The organism is Virgibacillus sp. LDC-1 (assembly GCF_030137545.1).
Classification (GTDB): Bacteria; Bacillota; Bacilli; order Bacillales; family Amphibacillaceae; genus LDC-1.
Genome location: NZ_JARUVL010000001.1, coordinates 119807 through 139932, shown reverse-complemented (window position 1 = coordinate 139932; position 20126 = coordinate 119807). Strand labels below are relative to the sequence as shown.

The 20126-nt window shown below is 39.8% G+C and carries 21 protein-coding genes; 7 read left to right on the top strand and 14 right to left on the bottom strand.

Annotated features, from left to right (window positions below; all coding sequences use genetic code 11):
• Window positions 1–130: 130 nt before the first annotated feature.
• The 10 genes from QBK89_RS00625 to QBK89_RS00580 form a co-directional block, all read right to left on the bottom strand.
• Complete coding sequence (locus QBK89_RS00625; RefSeq protein WP_284139069.1) at window positions 131–892, bottom strand: acylneuraminate cytidylyltransferase family protein; 762 nt, start codon at window positions 890–892, stop codon at window positions 131–133.
• Window positions 889–1854: a Gfo/Idh/MocA family protein gene (locus tag QBK89_RS00620; RefSeq protein ID WP_284139068.1), complete on the bottom strand. Its 966-nt coding sequence runs from the start codon at window positions 1852–1854 to the stop codon at window positions 889–891. Before QBK89_RS00620 ends, QBK89_RS00625 begins: the two co-directional genes overlap by 4 nt.
• Window positions 1832–2827, bottom strand: a complete 996-nt coding sequence (locus tag QBK89_RS00615; RefSeq protein WP_284139067.1) for a Gfo/Idh/MocA family protein — start codon at window positions 2825–2827, stop codon at window positions 1832–1834. Before QBK89_RS00615 ends, QBK89_RS00620 begins: the two co-directional genes overlap by 23 nt.
• On the bottom strand, window positions 2824–3996 hold the full coding sequence (gene neuC, locus QBK89_RS00610) for a UDP-N-acetylglucosamine 2-epimerase (RefSeq protein ID WP_284139066.1): 1173 nt from the start codon (window positions 3994–3996) through the stop codon (window positions 2824–2826). The genes QBK89_RS00615 and neuC overlap by 4 nt, the downstream gene beginning before the upstream one ends.
• Window positions 3993–4988, bottom strand: a complete 996-nt coding sequence (gene neuB / locus QBK89_RS00605) for an N-acetylneuraminate synthase (RefSeq protein ID WP_284139065.1) — start codon at window positions 4986–4988, stop codon at window positions 3993–3995. The genes neuC and neuB overlap by 4 nt, the downstream gene beginning before the upstream one ends.
• Complete coding sequence (locus tag QBK89_RS00600) at window positions 4985–5626, bottom strand: acetyltransferase (RefSeq protein WP_284139064.1); 642 nt, start codon at window positions 5624–5626, stop codon at window positions 4985–4987. Before QBK89_RS00600 ends, neuB begins: the two co-directional genes overlap by 4 nt.
• Window positions 5619–6662, bottom strand: coding sequence for a sugar phosphate nucleotidyltransferase (locus QBK89_RS00595; RefSeq protein ID WP_284139063.1), 1044 nt, complete (start codon window positions 6660–6662; stop codon window positions 5619–5621). The genes QBK89_RS00600 and QBK89_RS00595 overlap by 8 nt, the downstream gene beginning before the upstream one ends.
• A gap of 38 nt (window positions 6663–6700) precedes the next feature.
• Entirely contained in the window at window positions 6701–7870 is a 1170-nt protein-coding gene (locus QBK89_RS00590; protein ID WP_284139062.1) for a LegC family aminotransferase, read from the bottom strand.
• A gap of 12 nt (window positions 7871–7882) precedes the next feature.
• Window positions 7883–8863 carry an NAD-dependent 4,6-dehydratase LegB gene (locus tag QBK89_RS00585; protein ID WP_284139061.1) on the bottom strand — a complete coding sequence of 327 codons (981 nt, stop codon included), beginning with the start codon at window positions 8861–8863 and terminating at the stop codon, window positions 7883–7885.
• Between the two features lie 342 nt (window positions 8864–9205).
• Window positions 9206–9745 carry a sigma-70 family RNA polymerase sigma factor gene (locus tag QBK89_RS00580; protein ID WP_284139060.1) on the bottom strand — a complete coding sequence of 180 codons (540 nt, stop codon included), beginning with the start codon at window positions 9743–9745 and terminating at the stop codon, window positions 9206–9208.
• 297 nt (window positions 9746–10042) lie between these two features.
• Here QBK89_RS00580 and QBK89_RS00575 point away from each other — a divergent pair, with 297 nt between their 5' ends.
• Window positions 10043–11209: a C40 family peptidase gene (locus QBK89_RS00575; protein ID WP_284139059.1), complete on the top strand. Its 1167-nt coding sequence runs from the start codon at window positions 10043–10045 to the stop codon at window positions 11207–11209.
• Between the two features lie 12 nt (window positions 11210–11221).
• On the opposite strand, the gene QBK89_RS00570 is transcribed toward QBK89_RS00575, so the two are convergent.
• Both QBK89_RS00570 and QBK89_RS00565 read right to left on the bottom strand, forming a co-directional pair.
• On the bottom strand, window positions 11222–11443 hold the full coding sequence (locus tag QBK89_RS00570) for a hypothetical protein (protein ID WP_284139058.1): 222 nt from the start codon (window positions 11441–11443) through the stop codon (window positions 11222–11224).
• A 55-nt stretch (window positions 11444–11498) separates the two neighbouring features.
• A complete protein-coding gene (locus tag QBK89_RS00565) occupies window positions 11499–13310 on the bottom strand; it encodes an RHS repeat-associated core domain-containing protein (RefSeq protein ID WP_284139057.1) in 1812 nt (603 codons plus the stop codon).
• Between the two features lie 11 nt (window positions 13311–13321).
• On the opposite strand from QBK89_RS00565, the gene QBK89_RS00560 reads away from it, so the two are divergent.
• Entirely contained in the window at window positions 13322–13651 is a 330-nt protein-coding gene (locus QBK89_RS00560; protein WP_284139056.1) for a hypothetical protein, read from the top strand.
• 48 nt (window positions 13652–13699) lie between these two features.
• Here QBK89_RS00560 and QBK89_RS00555 read toward each other — a convergent pair whose 3' ends face one another.
• Window positions 13700–14644 carry a nuclease-related domain-containing protein gene (locus QBK89_RS00555; RefSeq protein WP_284139055.1) on the bottom strand — a complete coding sequence of 315 codons (945 nt, stop codon included), beginning with the start codon at window positions 14642–14644 and terminating at the stop codon, window positions 13700–13702.
• A gap of 307 nt (window positions 14645–14951) precedes the next feature.
• On the opposite strand from QBK89_RS00555, the gene QBK89_RS00550 reads away from it, so the two are divergent.
• On the top strand, window positions 14952–15548 hold the full coding sequence (locus QBK89_RS00550; protein ID WP_284139054.1) for a DeoR family transcriptional regulator: 597 nt from the start codon (window positions 14952–14954) through the stop codon (window positions 15546–15548).
• A 46-nt stretch (window positions 15549–15594) separates the two neighbouring features.
• On the opposite strand, the gene QBK89_RS00545 is transcribed toward QBK89_RS00550, so the two are convergent.
• Window positions 15595–15900: a hypothetical protein gene (locus tag QBK89_RS00545; RefSeq protein WP_284139053.1), complete on the bottom strand. Its 306-nt coding sequence runs from the start codon at window positions 15898–15900 to the stop codon at window positions 15595–15597.
• A 36-nt stretch (window positions 15901–15936) separates the two neighbouring features.
• Here QBK89_RS00545 and QBK89_RS00540 point away from each other — a divergent pair, with 36 nt between their 5' ends.
• From QBK89_RS00540 to QBK89_RS00525, 4 genes are all read left to right on the top strand, one after another.
• Window positions 15937–16515 carry an SCO family protein gene (locus QBK89_RS00540; RefSeq protein ID WP_284139052.1) on the top strand — a complete coding sequence of 193 codons (579 nt, stop codon included), beginning with the start codon at window positions 15937–15939 and terminating at the stop codon, window positions 16513–16515.
• Window positions 16516–16583: 68 nt separating this feature from the next.
• Window positions 16584–17321 carry a FixH family protein gene (locus tag QBK89_RS00535; RefSeq protein ID WP_284139051.1) on the top strand — a complete coding sequence of 246 codons (738 nt, stop codon included), beginning with the start codon at window positions 16584–16586 and terminating at the stop codon, window positions 17319–17321.
• Window positions 17322–17821: 500 nt separating this feature from the next.
• Window positions 17822–18556, top strand: coding sequence for a potassium channel family protein (locus QBK89_RS00530; RefSeq protein WP_284139050.1), 735 nt, complete (start codon window positions 17822–17824; stop codon window positions 18554–18556).
• Between the two features lie 139 nt (window positions 18557–18695).
• Window positions 18696–19973 carry an MFS transporter gene (locus tag QBK89_RS00525; RefSeq protein ID WP_284139049.1) on the top strand — a complete coding sequence of 426 codons (1278 nt, stop codon included), beginning with the start codon at window positions 18696–18698 and terminating at the stop codon, window positions 19971–19973.
• Window positions 19974–20126 lie beyond the last annotated feature (153 nt).

Sequence of the window (20126 nt, the reverse complement as noted above, 5' to 3'; positions counted from 1 at the left end):
ATTAAACCCCCTCGAAAAAGAAGTGTTTTCGACATAAAGTGACAAAAACGCGAAGGATTAAATTCCCATCATAAAAAGAAGCAAGGAATTTTCTCCTCGCTTCTTTTTTAGTAGATTATTACATAATCTTTTATTTCTTCACCTGCTCAATATGGGCTCTTATTCTACCAAATGATTTATCCTTCGCAAATAAATGCTTGGCAATAACCTCCATCAATTCAAAATCACCTTCATGATCTAAATCAAGAACAGCGGTATCCTTCATTTTAATAATCTCACATATCCCGTCAAAGATTCCTTTTCCACTTTGTAAAAAGGACGGCGAATACGCATATAAAGATGCATTCATATCGAATATTTCTGGTGCTTGTTGTCGGGCATTAAAATTGGATGCAATGACCCGTTCATAGCCATTTTCCGTTTGCTTGACCATATTAAAATATGGATTTCTTCTTGCATCGGTAACAGAAAATACAACATCTGCCTCTGAAGCTAGCTTTTTCTGAATAAGCTTCTCTATGTCTGCGACCGTTCGCAGTGGGGAGGTGATATCCAAGTCGACAACCATATCATAATGCTGCCTCTTCTGTTCCATCATTTGCTCGAGACTTTTTTCAATGACTGCCACCTTTGGTGTATCATCTTGTCCTAAAGAAGATTCCCGTTCGATTACATGGACTGGAATATTCAAACCGTCCTGCACCATTTCAATTAATTCCTTACTATCTGTATTAATAGCAAGATCGCATGAATAAGCCGGATGCTCCTTTTGATACAAATCAATTGCAGCCATAGTATAATACACGAGCGGATAGCCGAGAAAATCCTTTATATTTTTATTTTTGATTCCTTTTGAACCAGCACGACCACAAACGGTAAATAAAATATTCATGTTACTTTTCCTTCCTTTACGATCTTTAACGTTTCCATTGCGCGCACGATATCGTTATCGTTTTGCTTCTTCCCTTCGATCACATCAAAGAAATATTCGATTTCCTTCCGTTGAAAATCATTCCGTGATTCATGAAAGGAGACGGTTTTTCCACTTTTCAAGAAGCGAACCTCACTTTGCAGCAAGTCCCCTACAATCGTATCCTCTCTCGTAAAAAGCTGTACCTCTCTTATCGGCTCTCTCCCAAAATAATCTAAGTGTACCTCTACTGCCATATTCCGATAACGCGCAATATAAAGTGATAAGTCATCACTATCTATTTCTAAATGCGAAAAAGTCCCCTGTATATGAAACACCTGCTCAGGCTTCCCAAATAAATAATGCAAATAATCCCATTCATGAATCAAATCGATGGATACGCCGCCACCTTGATTTTTATGGGCGCTATAGGTTGTTCGATAATCTACCCCAGGACGCCATTCCGGAAGATAGCTTGAAGAAATCACCCGCGCACTATAAATATGCTTTCCTTCCTTCTCACTCCACTCCTTTAAATATTGAATGACATCGGTATAACGAAGCGGACAGGCAACATAATAGATGCTGTCGTTTTTCAAAGAAAGTGCTTCAAGCGAAAGATCCGTTTGATCGAAAACTGGTTTTTCGATAAACATGTGCTTCGTCTTCGGAACAAATTGCGCAATTGTACTGAAATGCAAATGCGTTGGATTTGTTATGAATATGACATCATAATCATTTGCCGCTTGCTCACTCGAATAATAAACATTCGTGATATTCCTTTGAATCTGTTCATCAAGCTCTTTTCCTTTGCCGCTACGAAATAAATCAATCGAAAAAGCATGATTTCTTTCCTGTAGCACGCTGACGATGTTATGTAAATGCCTTGTACCGATCGACCCTAGTCCAACCAACCCAATCTTATACATGTGCGTCGTTTCCATTCTCAATCTCGTCAATCACCTTTAAGATCTTTTCATCCTGCTCCATGCTGTATAATGGGGCCGTTCCATGCGCTATTTGCTCAAAAAAAGCAGCAATTTCATTATAATAGGCATTTTCCACAACAAACGAACTATAATTATCCAATCGTTCTGCCGCTTCATGGAGTTCAATTGGTACTTCAAGCTTTTGCTCATAATCATAAAGACGTAATCCCTCTGGTGAACCGTTCCATGACATATAAAGCTGCTCACCAAAAACCTCTAAATTACGAACGGCCTTTCGCGATACAATATCAACTGCTAGCATCCCTTTATGTCCGCTCTTATGCTGTAGCATAACGAAATAATTATCTGCATAATCGACGTTTAACGTACTAATTTTATTTTTCACGACATTTATATGGACGATTTCTCCAAAAACATCGGTTAACCATGGTAGCTCAATGGCAAAGATTTCTCGACAGCCATTTGTTCGTTTATTCGCGACGAAAAAATCATGATAGCTTTCCCACGGATGCCAATCAGGCAAATACTGCCCAACATGATATGTATAATTAAGCGCACCATCCACCGCTTGTACGGAAGACTTGATTGTTTTTATTTCATCGCGATAAAGGAAAGTAGAAGATTGAAACAATACGAGCTCCTTTTGTTTGGCTAAGGCAATATTTTCTGCATAGCCATCTGCAACCAAATTCAGTTCTGTGAACACATGCATACCAAGCTCAAGACATTGATGAATGAGTGCTTGGTGAGATAAGGGAGCCGTACAAATGAATGCCCCGTCCACCTTATGCGCTTCCCCTAATGCAGATAAGCTTTCATAGGCTTCGATATCATATTCCCTTGCACATGCTTCCCTACGTTCTAAACGCGTATCGATTCCTAGGATTTCAATATTTTCATTGTATTTTTGAATTAAACGAATTCTTCGTTTCCCCATGGAGCCTAGGCCTATAACAGCTACTTTCATTGATTTTCACCTTCCACATCATAAAATCGCTTTTTCAAATCAATGCGATCGTCCATTAAAAATTCCTTTAACACCGCAATGATCTTATTACTTGTATGCCCATTCCCGTATGGATTTACAGTCTGCTTTGCCTGTTCTCTAAAGGCTGCTGATAAAGCGGTATGCATTGCCTCTGTAATCGCTTCGACCGTTGGTTCACAGGTAATTACACTTGGCGCCTGTAGCCTTCCTTTTTGACGATCACCGATATTCACAGTAGGAATTCCAAACGAAGGCGCTTCTAACAAGCCACTCGATGAGTTGCCAACCACGAGCTGACAATGCTTTAACGCACTTAAATAACGCGGCATACCAAGTGAGGTAAAGGCGATTGCGTGTTCATGTGCTGTAACATAGGCATCAATCATTTCGTTAATAATCCGTCCGTTTGTATCTGCATTTGCCTTTGTGAAAATGAACTGCATGTCCGGAAAATTCGCACACACGTCAAGCAATGCTTGAAACTGATTGGCAGATTCATCATTTTCTAATGTAACAGGATGAAAGGTAACAAGTGCAAACGGCTTTTCTAAACGGTAGGCAAGCGATTCCTCAAGTGCTTGCTTATCCATCAATGGATGGTGAAGAATATTTTCTATCCCAATAGCGCCAACTGTAAAGACACGATCTGGCTCTTCCCCAAGCTGAATTACTCGCCTACGATAGCTTTCGGTACTCGTAAAATGCAAATAGCTGAGCTTTGTAATCGCATGACGAATGGATTCGTCAACAGCACCCTCTGTTGTTTCCCCACCATAAAGATGCGCAATCGGAATGCGAGCATTCATGGCAGCCATACAAACAGCTAATGTTTCATAACGATCACCAAGCACAAGCAGCATATCAGGCTGTACCCTGGCAAAATAATCAGCAAAGCTAATCATAGCTAGCCCCATTGATTTAGAAACCGCTGCTGGCGTATCTGCACTAACAAGCATCTCTATCTTCTCATCAATGGAAATGCCATCTTCTTCGATTTCCTTATACGTTAAACCAAATTCAGGTGATAGATGGGCACCTGTTACAACAAGACGCACATTCCATGCCGCTTCTTCTTGTAGCTTTACAATAATCGGCTTTAATAAGCCATATTCCGCTCTAGTGGCTGTTAATATACAAATCGTCTTCATAGCTCAATCAGCTCATCCTCTTCAAAATCTCGCGCAGCTCTTTGTCCAATAACCTCAAACCATTTCATCGGACTAAGTCCATCTCCAGGACGCTTTACGGTAATGTTTTCTGTTGAGAATAACTCGCCTTTTTGAATGTTATGCTGTGCTACAATACTTTTTCGAGCAACTGCAATATTCTTTTCCTCGGAAGGGGCTGGTTTTTTTTCACCATTACCAATCGCTTTTTCAACATTGCGAATCGCCTGTACCATTGCTTTTAGCTCATGCGGTTCAAGACTTGCCTTATGATCAGGTCCTTCCATGCTCCGGTCAAGTGTAAAATGCTTTTCAATAACCGTAGCTCCCATCGCTACTGCAGCTATTGGTATTTCAATACCCTTGGTGTGATCCGAGTAACCAATTGATACTCCAAATGCTTCGCCAATCGTCTTCATTGCTAGCAAGTTTACATCCTCCATTGGTGCGGGATATTCTGTAGTACAATGCAAAACCGTAATCTCACCAGCACCATGCTGCTTAAGCACTTGAAGGGCCGCTTCAATTTCCGCCATCGTACTCATTCCTGTTGAGAGAATGACAGGCATATTCAATGCAGCAATTTGCATTAAATAAGGCAAATTCGTAATATCACCAGAAGGAATCTTCCAAATATCCATCTTTAATTCGTTTAAAAAATCGATGCTATCAAAATCAAATGCCGTAGAAAGAAACGCAATTTCTTTTGCTTGGCAATACGCATGAAGCGCACGAAACTCCTCAAAGGAAAGCTCAAGATTCTCAAGCATTTGCAGCTGTGTTTCATCGGCTCCGGTTTGTTCCTTTTGATAGGTAGCTTTTTTTGCATTTTTTGAGGCTATATTTTTCGCTTTAAAGGTTTGAAACTTAATACAATCTGCACCAGCTTCCTTTGCCTGATCAACCAGCTGCTTCGCTAAAGCTAGACTGCCATTATGATTCACACCCGCTTCAGCAATAATAAAAACACTCACTTTAACGCCTCCTTGCATGGATTTCCATAGGCAACGAAATGATCGCCGAAGTTATGTAATACCGTGCTTCCCATTCCGATTATTCCATTTGAACCAATTGTCACTTCTTGCTTGACCGTACTGTTTGCACCAATATGGGTATTTTCCCCAATGTGAACTGCACCATTTAAAACAGCTCCAGGAGCAATATGTGAAAAAGCACCCACTCGGCAATCATGCTCGATAATCGTTCCTGTATTAATAATCGCACCTTTGCCAATTTCCACCCCAGCATTCACTACCGCTCGCTTGCCAACATAAATGCCCTTGTCAAGCTGCACATGATGACTCACGACTGCAGTGGGATCAATAATCGTTGGGATTTTAAAGCCGATCTCTTCTAGGAGCGTCATTAACCGCATACGAATGTCTGCATCGCCAATACTTCCTACCGTTACAAATGCGAACTCATAGCCTTGCTCATAAAGCTTTGGAAGATCCGCATCACACCCTACAACAGGAACACCGAGCAACCTTTTTTCATGCTTCCCCGTTTTTTCGACGATTCCTATTTTTGAAAATTGCTTTAAGCTAAGCAGGGAATCTAAGACAGACGTACAATGTCCACCTGCCCCGACTAATAGCATTTGTTTATTCATCTCGTTCCAGCCTTTTCCTCATTTTTTCCATTTCATCGAGCTGCCCCATATCAAGCCATGCATGCTCGCTTATTGGATACACCCCAATTTTTTCTCCAGCTTCCTTATATCGTTCAATAATATCCGGAAAACCGACTGCCTCACCTGCTTGTAATTCCTCAATAACTTGCGGTTCAACAATATACATTCCGGTATTTGTAAAAAAGGAAAACTCCGGCTTTTCCTTCATTTCCTCGATTTCTCCAGTTTCCCCAATTTCAATTACACCATAGGGAATGCGAATATGCTTTAGTGAACAGACCATTGTAATCAGGTTGCCCTCTTTTTTATGGTAAGCATATATTTTTTCATAATCTTCCTCAATTAAAATATCACAATTAGTCAAAATGAACGTTTCGTTTATTTTTCCTTTTAACAAGCTCAGACCGCCACCAGTACCTAATGGCTCGTCCTCATCAGCATACTGCACCTCATAATCCTTTTCGATTTCATTAAAATAAGCTTTAATCATATTCTTCTTATGGTTCACAACTAAGAAGAACTCCTTACTGCCATATTGGTGAAACCGATTAATGATATGCTCCGCAATTGGAATTTCGCCTATTGGGATTAGCGGCTTGGGCAAAATCTTCGTATACGGATACAATCTCGTTCCTAATCCACCAGCCATAACAACAACTGGAACAGGGAGGCGCTTTTTATGTTCAATTTCATCATTCCAAAAAATAATCGATACAATATCCTTGTCCGCATTTAAAACGGGAAGTGCCTCGATCGAATGCCTTTTCATGAACGCTTTTGCTGTCTTTTTATCATGCTCATAGATATACTTCGGGTTATAGTTTGCGATATCACAAACCTTTGCTTCTAAATTCCCCTTCCGCAAAATCCATCTACGGATATCCCCATCTGTAATTGCTGCTACAAAGTGGTCCTCCCGTACAACGAACAGCACCTTCTTGGCGACTTTATCTAATAATGCCATTGCATCTAGCATCGTCGCATTTTCATCAATCAAAAATTCTTTAATATCCAAGCTGCTTCCCCTCCCTGTTATTGGCACTGATGACGATTTCACCTTTCTGGATGTTGCAAGCAATGAATGACTCGAGCAACATCCTCCTTCGTTAAATTAGAGCTACAAGGAATGTTTACGATCGTATTCCAAAACTGTTTTGCTTTTTGTATGTGATAGGTTCGACTACCCATGTAAGGCTTTTGCTCATGAATAAGGCCCCAAATAGGACGTGATTGAATGTTCTCAGATGCGAGATAGTGAATCACTTCAACTCGATTCAATGCATAATTTTCATCCACCTGTAATGCATAAAACCAATGGTTACTGCGAATGTTAGGGCGAAATTCTAAAAGAGAAAGCCCCGAAACTTCTTCTAAATGTTTTTTATAAAGCTGATAGTTTTCTTGCTTCATCTGAATAAACCCTTCTAATTGCTCTAGCTGTGCTATTCCCAGTGCTGCCTGTAGATTTGTCATCCGATAATTAAAGCCGATTTCGTCGTGGGTATAATATAATTCATCACTTTTGGCTTGGGTTGATAGATGTTTTATTCGATGTAAAAGTGCTTCATCATCTGAAACTACCATGCCACCTCCACCAGTTGTCATGATTTTATTTCCATTAAATGAATACACACCAACGTTTCCAATTGTACCAGCATATTTTCCTTTATATTTCCCGTTCAGATAATATGTTCCAATTGCTTCTGTAGCGTCTTCAATTACTTGTAATTGATATTCACGAGCAACCTCCATGATTTTTTCCATGTTCGCCATATTCCCGAAAACATGGACTACTAAGATTGCCTTGATATGCTTTTTCGACTCCTTATTAATAAGCTTTCCGTCTATAAAGCTACATTCCGTTTGGCAAAAAGCCAGTAGCTTTTCGGCATCCATACAAAGTGAATCATCACAGTCCATAAAAATAGGCTCTGCCCCTATATATTTCACCGGATTCACTGCCGCAATAAAGGTTAGTGTCGGAACAATGACTTCATCCTGATCGGTAACTCCAGATGCTAACAGTGCCAAATGTAAGCCGGCAGTCCCATTTTGTACGGATACTGCCCCTTTCGCTTTCACGAATTCAGCTGTTTTTTCTTCAAATTCTTCTACATATGCGCCACCTGTTGATACCCATTCCGTTTCTACTGCATTTGTTACATAGGCAAGCTCATTGCCCTTTAAATTCGGAACAGAAAGCGGTATATATTTTTGACCCATTACGGTCGCCTCCTAGATGTTATAAATATCAGCTTTGTATTTATCTAAATTGTCCCTAAAAAATGTAATCGTTTCAGCAAGTCCTTCTTCAAATGTATAATTCGGCTGCCAATTCGTTATCCGTTTAATCTTTTCATTAGCGCCGAGTAATCTGTTGACCTCACTATTTTCCGGACGCAGACGCGCTTCATCACAGCTGATTTTGGCATTTGGATTAATTTGCTTGATAAGCTCTTCTGCTAATTGACCAATAGAGATTTCTTGCTGTGTCGCAATATTAATCTCTTCGCCTATCGTTTTATCTGTATTTGCGATTTCGATAAATCCATTAACCGTGTCTTTTACGTAATTAAAATCGCGCGTCGGTGACAGCGCACCAAGCTCAATTTCCTCTTTGCCTGCGAGCAATTGAGTAATAATCGTTGGAATGACTGCACGCGCTGATTGCCTTGGTCCATACGTATTGAACGGACGAACAATAGTAATAGGTAAATTAAAGCTACGATAAAAAGATTCTGCCAAGCGATCTGCCCCGATTTTCGTTGCAGAATAAGGCGATTGTCCTTGATATGGATGTTTTTCATCAATCGGAACGTACTGTGCTGTCCCGTAAACTTCCGATGTTGATGTAACAAGCAGTCGAGAAGTTTCTAGATCTCTAGCAGCCTGAAGCACATTTAACGTCCCTTTAATATTCGTATCTACATATGTATCTGGTGAATGATAGCTAAATGGAATGGCGATAAGCGCTGCTAAATGATGCACCTCATCCATCCCTTTCATCGCTTCCTTCACTCCATTCGGATCACGCACATCTCCTGTAAAAACTTCGACTTCCTTCATTATTTCTTTCGGAAGTGTATCTAGCCACCCCCACGTATTAAAGGAATTATAATAAGCAAACGCCTTTACCTTATGCCCTTTTTTTACAAGCTCTTCTGTTAAATGGCTCCCAATAAAGCCATCTGCTCCCGTTACTAATATATTTTTCATTATGTATGACACACTCCTAATACTAGTAAAATTCTATTCAACATTTTGTTTTCTATTAAAGCTATACGTCTATTATAAACCATCGTTCAACAATACGTCTTTCTTCTATTTTCGACATTTATTACGTTTTTCTTAAGGGAGTAGCTTAATAAAAGCCCATTAGTAAAATTAACCAAAATAATTGTACTTCCTTTTATTCGCCCGCACATGTAAAAACCGAAGCCATTATGGATAGGCTCCGGTTTTTAATGATTCCTCACACTCAGCAACGTGTATGCTATATGAAGTGATTAATCCTATTGGATAAGCTTGAATTTCACATGTAAAATGTTGACCATCATCTTATTCCTTTAACCATTTTTCGTTTTGAAGTTTCTTTCGTACTCCTCTACCCCAGCTTTTCACTGCTTCTACATGCACATTTTCTCGAACTGCAATTTCTTCGACTGACATGTCTTGAATTATATAGTAATCAATCCATTTCCACTGTTTGTCCGTAAGCATTGATTTAATTCTTTCCCACTGGACATCTTGAACAGACTCATTAGCTATTTCAACAAGCGGATATTTCTTATTCCCATAACGGTTACCATGATCTATGTTTATGATTTCTTCCTGGGTGATTTTGGCTTGACGTTCTCTTTGCCGGGCCTCTTTTTCTAGCAGGTCGATTAATCGGTAGCGGATAATATAGTTGAAGTATGTGGATAAGGGGCCTTTATCTGGTTGGTATTTCTGATAAGCGTTCCATAACGCGAACGTTCCCTCTTGAAAATATTCTCGCCATGGATCATTCCATATTCCTAATCTGTGCAATTGATAGTATACGCGATTCTTATTTTGCTCAAAGATATCCTCAAACGAAAATTTCGGCTGCTTCATATTGGAACTCACCTCCCCCATAATATATAATCTATAAAACTAGTCATATATTATGTTCTCCTTAGAGGACGCAAATCCCTCCAAAAATTTATTTTTTTTGTAAAATTTTACTATTTATTAAAAATAGTATTTTCCACATGAAAAAGCTATGTAAATATGAAATTAGATAGATTTACTTATATTTTATGAAAAACAATGCTACAATTAGGTTAAATCTAGCAAATTTTGTTAAAAACCGATATAATAATAGAACTTTCTGTATACATGAAATACATTACATGAAGGGAGTTTTGTCCATTGTCGAATAAAAAAATGTACATGTCCGTAACTGCTAGTGCTGTGATTGCTTCCAGTATGTTAGCTGCACAGGAAGCAGAGGCTGCCTCTTACAAGGTTCAGCCAGGTGATTCATTGTGGACGATTGCCCAAAAATATAATACAAGTGTTGCTAACTTAAAGAAGGTTAATAGCCTTACAAGTGATCTTATCTATCCGAACCAACTACTCAAAACAACAGCTACAGACAATCAGACACCGAACAAAAACAATAAACCAAACAATCAACCAGCAAAACCCACACCTTCGAAAACAACTACATATACCGTAAAAGCTGGGGATACGCTAAGCGGAATTGCAAGTAAGCATAAGATTTCACTGTCTGAATTAATGCGTTTGAATAACCTAAATTCTACGTTGATTTATCCTGGCAATGTCTTCGTTGTCAGCAAGTCTACTACGGATACTGGAAACAAAGGGAATGCTAGCTCTAACGCAAGTAGTGGAAATAGCAGTGGAACTACTAATTCTGGTAAAGGGCAAGTCGCCTCTTCCTCTGTTTACGTTGTTAAATCAGGTGATACACTATCAGCAATCGCAGCACGTAATGGGGTAACTGTCGCCAACTTAAAAAAGTGGAACAAGCTAAAATCCGATCTCATTTTAATCGGGCAGAAGCTAACAATTGGTGATGGTAAACCTTCCTCTAGTAGTGGGTCTTCCACAGCGAACGGATCAACTGGAAGTAATGGCGCTACTAATGGCAATACAGGGAACACCGGTTCAACTGGACAAAATGAAAAACCAAGCACGAACGTTAGCTATAATGTAAATAAGCTTACGAGTGTGGCTGAGAACCTCATCGGTGCTCCATATTTATGGGCAGGTTCTTCACCTGACGGGTTTGACTGTAGTGGCTTTATTTATCATGCATATAAAGACGCTGGAATGGGCATCAATCGTCTATCAACCGACGGCTATTATAATCGCTCCTTTTATGTGAATCAACCGCAAATCGGAGATCTCGTATTCTTCTCTGGTACTTATCGAGCAGGTATATCACATATGGGAATTTATGTCGGAAACAATGAATTTATCCACTCCGGAACATCTACCGGCGTAACAAAATCGAATCTAAACAGCAACTATTGGAAAAAACACTTCGACGGCTTCAAACGATTCTACTAATTGTAGGATAATTCAGGATGGAACCTCTAACCAATGTGTGAGTTCCAAATCGAGTGTATTAAAATACTCTTGTTCTTCATATAACACGCCTCCTTCTATGGTGAGATAATATGGTCGGGAATCCATTTTTATCATACCGTGAAGTGAGGCTTTTATTGTTTCGCTAAAGGCTTTTGGAACTTCTTGCATAGTCGCTATTTGAATTATCATTTGTAAGTGCTTTTCATTCGTCATTCCACCCCATGAAAAAAGCCTTAAAAGAATTAATCTCCTAAGGCTTCATTAACTATTATAATTCACATAAATCTGAGAAGATAGCCCAAGATGGTTGGGATGCACTCAATGGAATTTCTGAAACAAAACCCTCTCTCGGAAGCTGTTTATAAAATTGATTTTCTCTTACGATTGTACCATCCGAAAATTCATAGTACATTAATCCATTCGGATCTGCATCTGTATTCAAATGTCTTATTCCTGAGAAACTCTGTTCTCCACTTTTCATCAATTGCAGGTAATCATTTACCGTTAATGGATTATCAAAGAATATCGCATTGTAGGACCCCTTGGCCCATGTATAAAACGTGTTAAACGTTGCATTTTCTGGTATCTTATAATGTTTAGATAGAAATGCTTGGTTCCCCTTTGCGATTGCAGAAGCCGAAATGCTTTCTTCCCAACTCACTATTCCTTCGGCTACATATTGCACAGATTCATCGTTCGCAACTATTTTTGAACCAAAATCAATCGTTCCGTCTGGATAGAGTCTATACAACGTCTTCGTATAATCATAATACCATGTATCCCTTGCATCAATTTCATAATAAACTGTTAAGTATCTTTGATTATCCGTGACTTGTTTTCGTACGTCTGAACCATAAGTCCTTTCATAATTTTGATAAGTCCAAGACTCCTCGCTCATTCTAGTTTGATTGTCTCGATTAGTTTCGAAATTATCCTGACGAGCTTTTACCCAATCCGGAATTCCTGATGTATCAAAATTTTCAGCAACCCGCCCAGTTGGATCCCAATAATTGACCGGATTATTCATCACATACGAATAACGATTCTGTGTTAATGGCGTATTGAGCTCTCCTGCATACGTATCCTCTTGTAAAAATCTAGCTGTTGATGGATCATACATACGCGCTCGCATATCAATTAAACCGACATCTTGGTCATAGCTATGACCTGTATAACTATTCGTATTAAATGGTGCAGTTATTCCATTTACAAGCCCACCAAATACGTCATAGCGATAGCTTTGAATTTCTGCACCATGCCGATCAGTCAATTCACTTACGGTTGACATCCCATCATAATGATAGTACATCAAGCCTCCAGTAGTTTTCATTGTTGGATCATGGCCTGGGATGCTGCGTCCATGGTAACCAAACATCTTTTGTGACACAATTCGATTGTTCGCACCAATATAATATTCTGCATATGGTGAACCAGACGGACTATATTCTTTGTGAACAAGATGGCTTAATCCTTCATAAAGGTAACGTGTTTCCACAACCTCCATTTTTTTCTTGCCTTGTCCCTGTTTATATAAACCCCAGGCATTTCCTTTTCCTGGATGATTGTCTGTTCCAACACCATTCCCATTTCCTTTACCATTTCCCTTACCTGGATTATCTTTATTAACTCCATGACCTTTTCCTGGGTTATCTTTGTTGAGCCCATGGCCTTTGCCTGGATGTCCTTCCCCATTTGGTTTTCCAAGTGAACGCCACATGCCACTTTCACGATATACTTTGCGATCAAGAGCATCATAACCATACGTAACATAGCTATCATCCCCGAACATCACTGCACGAATGCGATTTGCAGCATCGTACGTATAGGATCTTTGTTCAAACAAACTGGTTTCTTCAATGACGTTACCATTCGCATCATATTTCAAGGTGCGGTCATCTGTTTTTGTTAATTGATTATTTTCGTTGTAATAGTATTTCTTAATTTCACCGTCGACTTCTTCTGTCAAGCTATTGCCTACAGCGTCATACGTATATGTTACATAATCTGCAGGTTCTACCATGTATTTCGGCTTTTCTGGAAAACCTTCTTCCCTATTCGTTCCTTCATCAGGACCAAGCATTGTGTTGCCACTTGAATCAGAATTCTCAATTGGCTTTTCGAGTTTCGGCGGTTGTTGATCGAATTGAGGTGATTCTTGATCGAAATGGGCTGTTTCTTGATCGAATTGGGGTGTTTCTTGATCGAATTGGGGTGTTTCTTGATCGAATTGGGGTGTTTCTTGATCGAATTGGGGTGTTTCTTGATCGAGTTTGGGCGGTTGTTGATCGAATTGGGGTGGTTCTTGATCGAATTGGGGTGTTTCTTGATCGAATTGGGGTGTTTCTCGATCGAATTGAGGTGATTCTTGATCGAATTGAGGTGATTCTTGATCGAGTTGGGCTGATTCTTGATCGAGTTTAGCAACTGCTCGATCAATATAGGCCGCATCCCGATATAATGAAAGCCACTTCAGCTTTTCTTTATCCATTTTCGATTGGTGTGATTGTAGCTTAAGTTACTTCCTTTCAATAACCGTGTTACTACACTGTGACTTTTAATCCCTAAAAACCGCATACATTCCTGATTACTTATTTCGTGATTAATTAATAGTAGATAATCGTTAATCGCCTTGAGATGATTTGTAGAAGAAATCCCCTGACAATGTGGACATTTCCATGCTCCATGAATACGTTCCATGCCTATTTTTCCACATATCGAACACACAACTCCTGGAAGAATATCTGTTTTCTTGATCATGTATTTATCCAGTACATTGTGAGTTTGACTACGATTTGCACTCCGAATTAATTGCTCTATTTTCTGTTGTTCAATCGTATTTGTTCCTTGAATAGATTGCTCTATCTCCCATATTTTGCTTGCTATATGTTCTCCATGAGAAACTACTCTAGCGATTGCTTGCTCATCGCCCTTTACCTGAATGATTGTGCTTGGTTCGGCAATGGCTATAAAATAATAAATTGGAATTTCTGCATGGCTTCGTTCCAAAAGCCAATTTTCAAGGTGAGATTTTTGAAGTTCTGCTTGCGTAATGGGGTAGCGATAGCCTTTTTCTTGTAAGCCATCATTGCGGAAAAATTGCTGAAGCGTCGTATCAAAGGTAATTGTTCCATTGTAATTTTTCACTTCGATAATATAGAGTGCTTGAGGACTAATGACTAATGTATCAATTTGGAAGTTAGAATCATGAACGCGTAAATAAATTCCGCTTAAAATCGTAAATCTATCATCCAACTGCTGTAAAAAGAAGTCTACCTTCTTTTCTCCTATAAATCCTTTCCATTCCTTTGCTAATGCATGCTCCACTTTTGAATAACTAGGGTGCTGTGGTGCTAGACGTGGAACTATTGCTTCCAGCTTTTCTAGGACGATTGGCTTTTTTCGAACATACAACATTATCCCTCCCATAAAGTTGATTACTATTACTATAGCATCGTTTTAATTTTTATCTAGTTTCTTCTATAAGAAATTACCCAATTCATATTTTCACTATAAGACACATTTATGCTACTAATTTGTCACATTTCGTTCACATCCTTCCGTTGATTCTGGAAAAAACTGCTGATAGACTGATGTTAGAATGTGTGTTAATTTGTTATATTTTGATTTTTTAATACAAATTAGCCCTGTAACTTAGCGCTTTTAAAAAAGATACCTCCACTCTAAAGGGCTATTCCCAAATTATTTAAAAGAGGTGAACGACATGCTTCCTGTGGAACGTCGAAACCGGATAAAGAATTTAATCCAAGAGCGACAAAACATGAAAATCTCTGAGCTAAGTGAGCTATTGAAGGTTTCAGAAATGACGATTCACCGAGACTTAAAGCCACTTATTGAGGAGGGATTTGTTTCAAAATCCTTTGGTGGGGTCACTTGGAGTGAGGTGGAAAACGAGTCTCCGCACAGCACTCAAAGCTCCAATACTTGTGTTATTTGTCAGCGGGCTGTTTGCGAGCGTTTAGCATATCGAATTATCCGCAACGACAACCAAATTGAAATGGCATGCTGTGCACATTGTGGGTTACTGCGACATCAGCAACTAGGCAGCGATGTCATGCAAGCGATTTGCCATGATTTTCTGCGGCAAACGACGATTAGTGCTGGCAGCGCCTGGTATGTTATGGATACATCGGTTCAAATCGACTGCTGTCAACCACAAGTATTAACCTTTGAGCTCCAGGAACATGCAGAAAAATTCGTGACTGGCTTTGGGGGACAAGTATTCGATTTTACTGCTGCGACCGAAAGGCTTCATCAAAAAATGAAAGAACATGGATCAGGTTGTCCGCATCACGATTGAAAAGTTGAAGGCAGTAGAGATGGCGCATTTGATGCATGCTCGATTGTTAAGGGAGCTTTCTTGATCGTTTGAACCGCTTCTCGATCGTTTGAAGCGCGTTCTTGATCGTTTCAGCCACTTTCTTGATCGTTTGGAGCGCATTCTCGATCGTTTCGACCGCTTTCTTGATCGTTTGAGGCACTTTCTCGATCGTTTGGAGCACTTTCTTGATCGTTTGAGGCGCTTTCTTGATCGTTGGAGCGCATTCTCGATCGTTCCAACCACGTTCTTGATCGTTTAGACCGCTTTCTCGATCGTTCCAACCAAGCTCTCGATCGTTGCCGATACTCGTGATACAGCAGATTAGTTTCACCTATTATCATTCAAATCAAAACAAGGGGTGTTTAAAATGAAATACATAAAATTTATTGCTTTAGCGTTAGTGATGTTTTTAGCCGCATGTGGCAGTGGTGAAAAAATTGAAACGAATATGTCACAGGAAGTGAACGATTTTAGCTTTACAACACAAGATAATGAACCGCTTTCCCTAAAAGATCTCGAAGGAAAGTATTGGATTGCTGATTTCATTTTCACAAATTGTACTACTGTATGTCTACCTATGACATCAAACATGGCACAGCTGCAGCAAATGGCAAAAGAGGAAGACATAAACATTCAATTGGTATCCTTTAGTGTTGACCCAGATTTTGACACACCGGATGTATTAAAGAATTATTCGAAGGGCTATAATGCGGATTTAAGCAATTGGGCTTTCTTAACAGGCTATGATTTTCAAACGATTAAAGAGCTTTCGATTAAATCCTTTAAGAACATGGTAGCTGCACCTCCTGAAGGCTCTGATCAAGTCACTCATGGAACGAGCTTTTTCCTTGTAAATCCAGAGGGTGAGGTAATTAAAAAATATGATGGCGTGCAATCTGCAAGTATGAAAACCATTTTGGATGATTTAAAAAAATTGGACCTATAAATGATTCCTTCTAAAGCATCCAAAGTTCAGATAAAAATACAGTCATATAAACGAGGGGGATAAAAAAGATGCGCAAATGGATCGTATTACTTTTATTAATGGTTGGACTTATTACACTTGCTGCTTGTGGAGAAAACGAAGATAAAAACAGCCAGAAGGAAGCAGATGATGAGGCGTTAAAGCAACTAACAGCTGAACTTCATGTTCCTGAAACAGCAAATGTAGATGAGGAAGTAGACATTTCAACTACTGTATTGTATGGAGATGACAAAGTAACCGATGCGGATGAAGTCGTTTATGAGCTTTGGGAGGACGGAAAAAAGGATGCAAGCTACAAGCTGGAATCTACAAACAATGAAGATGGCACCTATTCATTAAAAACCTCCTTTGATAAAGACGGTGTATTTACCGTACAAGTGCATGTGACCGCAAAGGATCAGCATACGATGCCATCAAGTAATATCACTGTTGGTGAAGGAGCAAGCCATGATACCCACACAGATGATGGAAGTGCTAATGAATTTAGTTTACATTTCATGGAACCAAAGGATGTAAAGGCTGGAGCGGAAACAGAATTAATGAGCCATGTCCAAATGCATAGTGAGCCACTAGAAAATGCTGAGGTACGCTATGAAATTATTCTCGATGGAAATACGGACTGGGTAGATGCCAAGATGACTGATAATGCTGGGGAGTACACAGGCATGTATACCTTTGAAGAAGCGGGAACCTATCATGTAAATGTACATGTAAAAGACGATGCCGATTTACATGAGCATCAAGAATACGAGGTAGTAGTTAAATAGCCGAATTCTCAAGATCATAAAATCATGGAACAGCTTTCGTATCATGCGAAGGCTGTTTTTTCATGGACACCCCGCTTTCTGTAACACAAATGAAATGTTTTATTTACTCCTGAATTGGCTATATACAAACTATCATGGAAAAATGCTTTCCTATTCCATGGAACTACCTTGGAGCTGATATCGGTGGCAAACCAGTAGCACCCGACAGTATAAACGATCAAGTTAACAATGATGCGGCGACCATCGTTATCCGAGTAGGGGGAACCATTCCTTCCCTTTCAAGGTAGTAATGATGCAGCTTAATGAAATTAGTAAGCTGGCATAAGTTAGCATTTGTAGCATTGACCCCCCTTTTTTTCCTCTCTGGATAAGCATCCAGGGAGGTTTTTTTGTTTATCCCACGTGATATAACACCCAAATTCAAACAGCCAGCCTACACTGGAAAAAACAGTCTCGCTCCTTCATAATAGAAAAAAACAAAGCAATAAGGGGAGATCCCATTGACAAAGAAGTTATCACTCATCTATGAAATTACGCTTGTTACGCTCGCATTCATTTCAGTTATCTTTCTCTGGTCGGATAATGATACCATTCGTATCCTTGATAAAATCGTCTGGCTCGTCTTTTTTATTGATGTTATCGTACGCATTATTACAAGTAAGAAGAAATGGCAATATATAAGGGAAAATCCCTTTGATATCATTGCTGCAATTCCACTTGATAGCATTTTTCAAACTGCCCGGGTGGTTAGACTTGTTCGGGTACTTCGTTTTTTTACGATCGGAAAAAAATACTTCAAGCCAATGCGAAATATCCTTAGAACAAATGGCCTCAATAAATTACTCACTGTTTCTGCCTTTATGCTAGTTGGATCAACTGTACTCGTTACAAACATTGAACCAAGCATTAACTCGTATGCAGATGGGCTCTGGTGGTCGATCGTGACAACGACAACCGTTGGCTATGGAGACCTCTCTCCAGAAACAAGTACTGGTAGATTAGTAGCTATCGTTCTCATGCTGGTTGGAATTGGCATTATTGGTATGCTAACGAGCTCGCTGACGACTTACTTTGTAAAGGAAGAAAAAGAAACAGATCCTACAATTGAGTTCATCAAGTCAGAATTAGATCGGTATGATGTGCTAACAGAAGCAGAGAAAAAGCGTCTTGAGTGGCTAATAGCGGATTTGAATAATGGCTCGCCAAAGGAAGAACAGGAACAAACCCAGTCATAGTCTATTCAACGTCAGCGCGCAGCAAACAAATTGATAGCTTCAAGTCTATCCTGTATGTATAATACCCTTATTGGTATATAAATACTCTTATATGCCTTCCATAGCTACTTGAAAAAGTAGTAAGAAAGAAGGATTCCGCATGAAAAACAACCAATCAAATACGATGCCTGCATATGTGCATTCACAGGAGGCACAACAAAAGCTATATAAACGTACGTTAACGATTGTGCTAATGTCACAAATTTTCGGAGGAGCGGGACTTGCTGCTGGCATTACCGTTGGAGCATTGCTGGCACAGGATATGCTAGGAACAGAAAGCTTTGCGGGATTGCCTGCTGCATTATTCACCCTCGGCTCTGCACTTGCTGCCTATTTAATCGGCGGAATTTCGCAGCGAAAAGGAAGAAGATTAGGACTTTCTTTTGGCTTTATAACAGGAGGAATTGGTGCAATTGGGGTTATTGGGGCTGCAACCATATCCAGCCCGATTCTTTTGTTTATTTCCCTATTCATTTATGGTGCAGGGACATCCTCCAATTTAATGGCGCGTTATGCTGGAACGGACTTAGCGAGTGAAAAGCAACGTGCTACTGCGATAAGTATAGCTATGGTGGCTACTACATTTGGTGCGGTTGCTGGGCCAAATTTAGTTACACCAATGGGTAAAGTAGCAACCGCAATTGGATTGCCAGCACTTGCTGGTCCCTTTATATTAGCTGCGGTTGCTTACATTTTAGCGGGCTTAACTATCTTGATTTATTTGCGTCCCGATCCGTTACTTGTCGCAAGAGAAATTGCACTTCATAACCAAATAGAAGCAAATACGGAATCTGCAATCGAAGCGAATAAATTACGAGTTAACCGTGTTGGGGTCTTTGTTGGCGCAATGCTTCTCGTTTTATCACATGTTGTCATGGTAGCAATTATGACGATGACACCGGTCCATATGCAAAACCATGGCAGTGGATTAACTGCGATTGGCTTAGTTATTGGACTACATGTTGCGGCAATGTACTTACCATCGCTCGGAACAGGAATACTTGTCGATCGTATTGGTCGAACAGCGATGGCGGTTGCTTCTGGGATGACACTTGCGCTTGCTGGCATACTTGCAGCTTATGCACCTGGCGATTCTCTCCTTTGGCTAACCATTGCCCTTATATTGTTAGGACTAGGATGGAATTTCGGGTTAATTAGTGGTACGGCAATCATTATTGATTCAACGAATGTACACACTCGCGCGAAAACACAAGGCTCAATCGATGTATGGGTTGCATTAGGGGGCTCTGCGGGAAGTATTCTTTCTGGTATTATTGTCGCTTATTCGAGCTATGCTATCTTAGGATTCATCGGTGCTTATTTAGCCCTACTCTTAATACCTATTATTTTCTGGGCACGAATGAAACAAAAAAACTAACCAAAAGACGCGTTCTCTTTTTTAGAGAACGTGTCTTTTTCGAAACACGATATGCGTGGCTATCCAACTTTTCATAAAGGCTTGTGCATGCTTTTGGTCTGTTGTACGATGCGTTATTAATATAGGATAGGGATAAGATCATTTCTAAAGGAG

What these genes read in the sequence shown, in the direction of transcription:
- QBK89_RS00615 (WP_284139067.1), bottom strand. Translation starts at nt 2,827, where the DNA reads ATGAAAGTAGCTGTTATAGGCCTAGGCTCCATGGGGAAACGAAGAATT.
- QBK89_RS00620 (WP_284139068.1), bottom strand. Translation starts at nt 1,854, where the DNA reads ATGGAAACGACGCACATGTATAAGATTGGGTTGGTTGGACTAGGGTCG.
- QBK89_RS00525 (WP_284139049.1), top strand. Translation starts at nt 18,696, where the DNA reads ATGAAAAACAACCAATCAAATACGATGCCTGCATATGTGCATTCACAG.
- QBK89_RS00600 (WP_284139064.1), bottom strand. Translation starts at nt 5,626, where the DNA reads ATGAATAAACAAATGCTATTAGTCGGGGCAGGTGGACATTGTACGTCT.
- QBK89_RS00535 (WP_284139051.1), top strand. Translation starts at nt 16,584, where the DNA reads ATGCGCAAATGGATCGTATTACTTTTATTAATGGTTGGACTTATTACA.
- QBK89_RS00580 (WP_284139060.1), bottom strand. Translation starts at nt 9,745, where the DNA reads ATGAAGCAGCCGAAATTTTCGTTTGAGGATATCTTTGAGCAAAATAAG.
- QBK89_RS00555 (WP_284139055.1), bottom strand. Translation starts at nt 14,644, where the DNA reads ATGTTGTATGTTCGAAAAAAGCCAATCGTCCTAGAAAAGCTGGAAGCA.
- QBK89_RS00540 (WP_284139052.1), top strand. Translation starts at nt 15,937, where the DNA reads ATGAAATACATAAAATTTATTGCTTTAGCGTTAGTGATGTTTTTAGCC.
- QBK89_RS00585 (WP_284139061.1), bottom strand. Translation starts at nt 8,863, where the DNA reads ATGAAAAATATATTAGTAACGGGAGCAGATGGCTTTATTGGGAGCCAT.
- QBK89_RS00550 (WP_284139054.1), top strand. Translation starts at nt 14,952, where the DNA reads ATGCTTCCTGTGGAACGTCGAAACCGGATAAAGAATTTAATCCAAGAG.
- QBK89_RS00625 (WP_284139069.1), bottom strand. Translation starts at nt 892, where the DNA reads ATGAATATTTTATTTACCGTTTGTGGTCGTGCTGGTTCAAAAGGAATC.
- QBK89_RS00570 (WP_284139058.1), bottom strand. Translation starts at nt 11,443, where the DNA reads ATGACGAATGAAAAGCACTTACAAATGATAATTCAAATAGCGACTATG.
- QBK89_RS00590 (WP_284139062.1), bottom strand. Translation starts at nt 7,870, where the DNA reads ATGGGTCAAAAATATATACCGCTTTCTGTTCCGAATTTAAAGGGCAAT.
- neuC (WP_284139066.1), bottom strand. Translation starts at nt 3,996, where the DNA reads ATGAAGACGATTTGTATATTAACAGCCACTAGAGCGGAATATGGCTTA.
- QBK89_RS00565 (WP_284139057.1), bottom strand. Translation starts at nt 13,310, where the DNA reads ATGCTTGGTCCTGATGAAGGAACGAATAGGGAAGAAGGTTTTCCAGAA.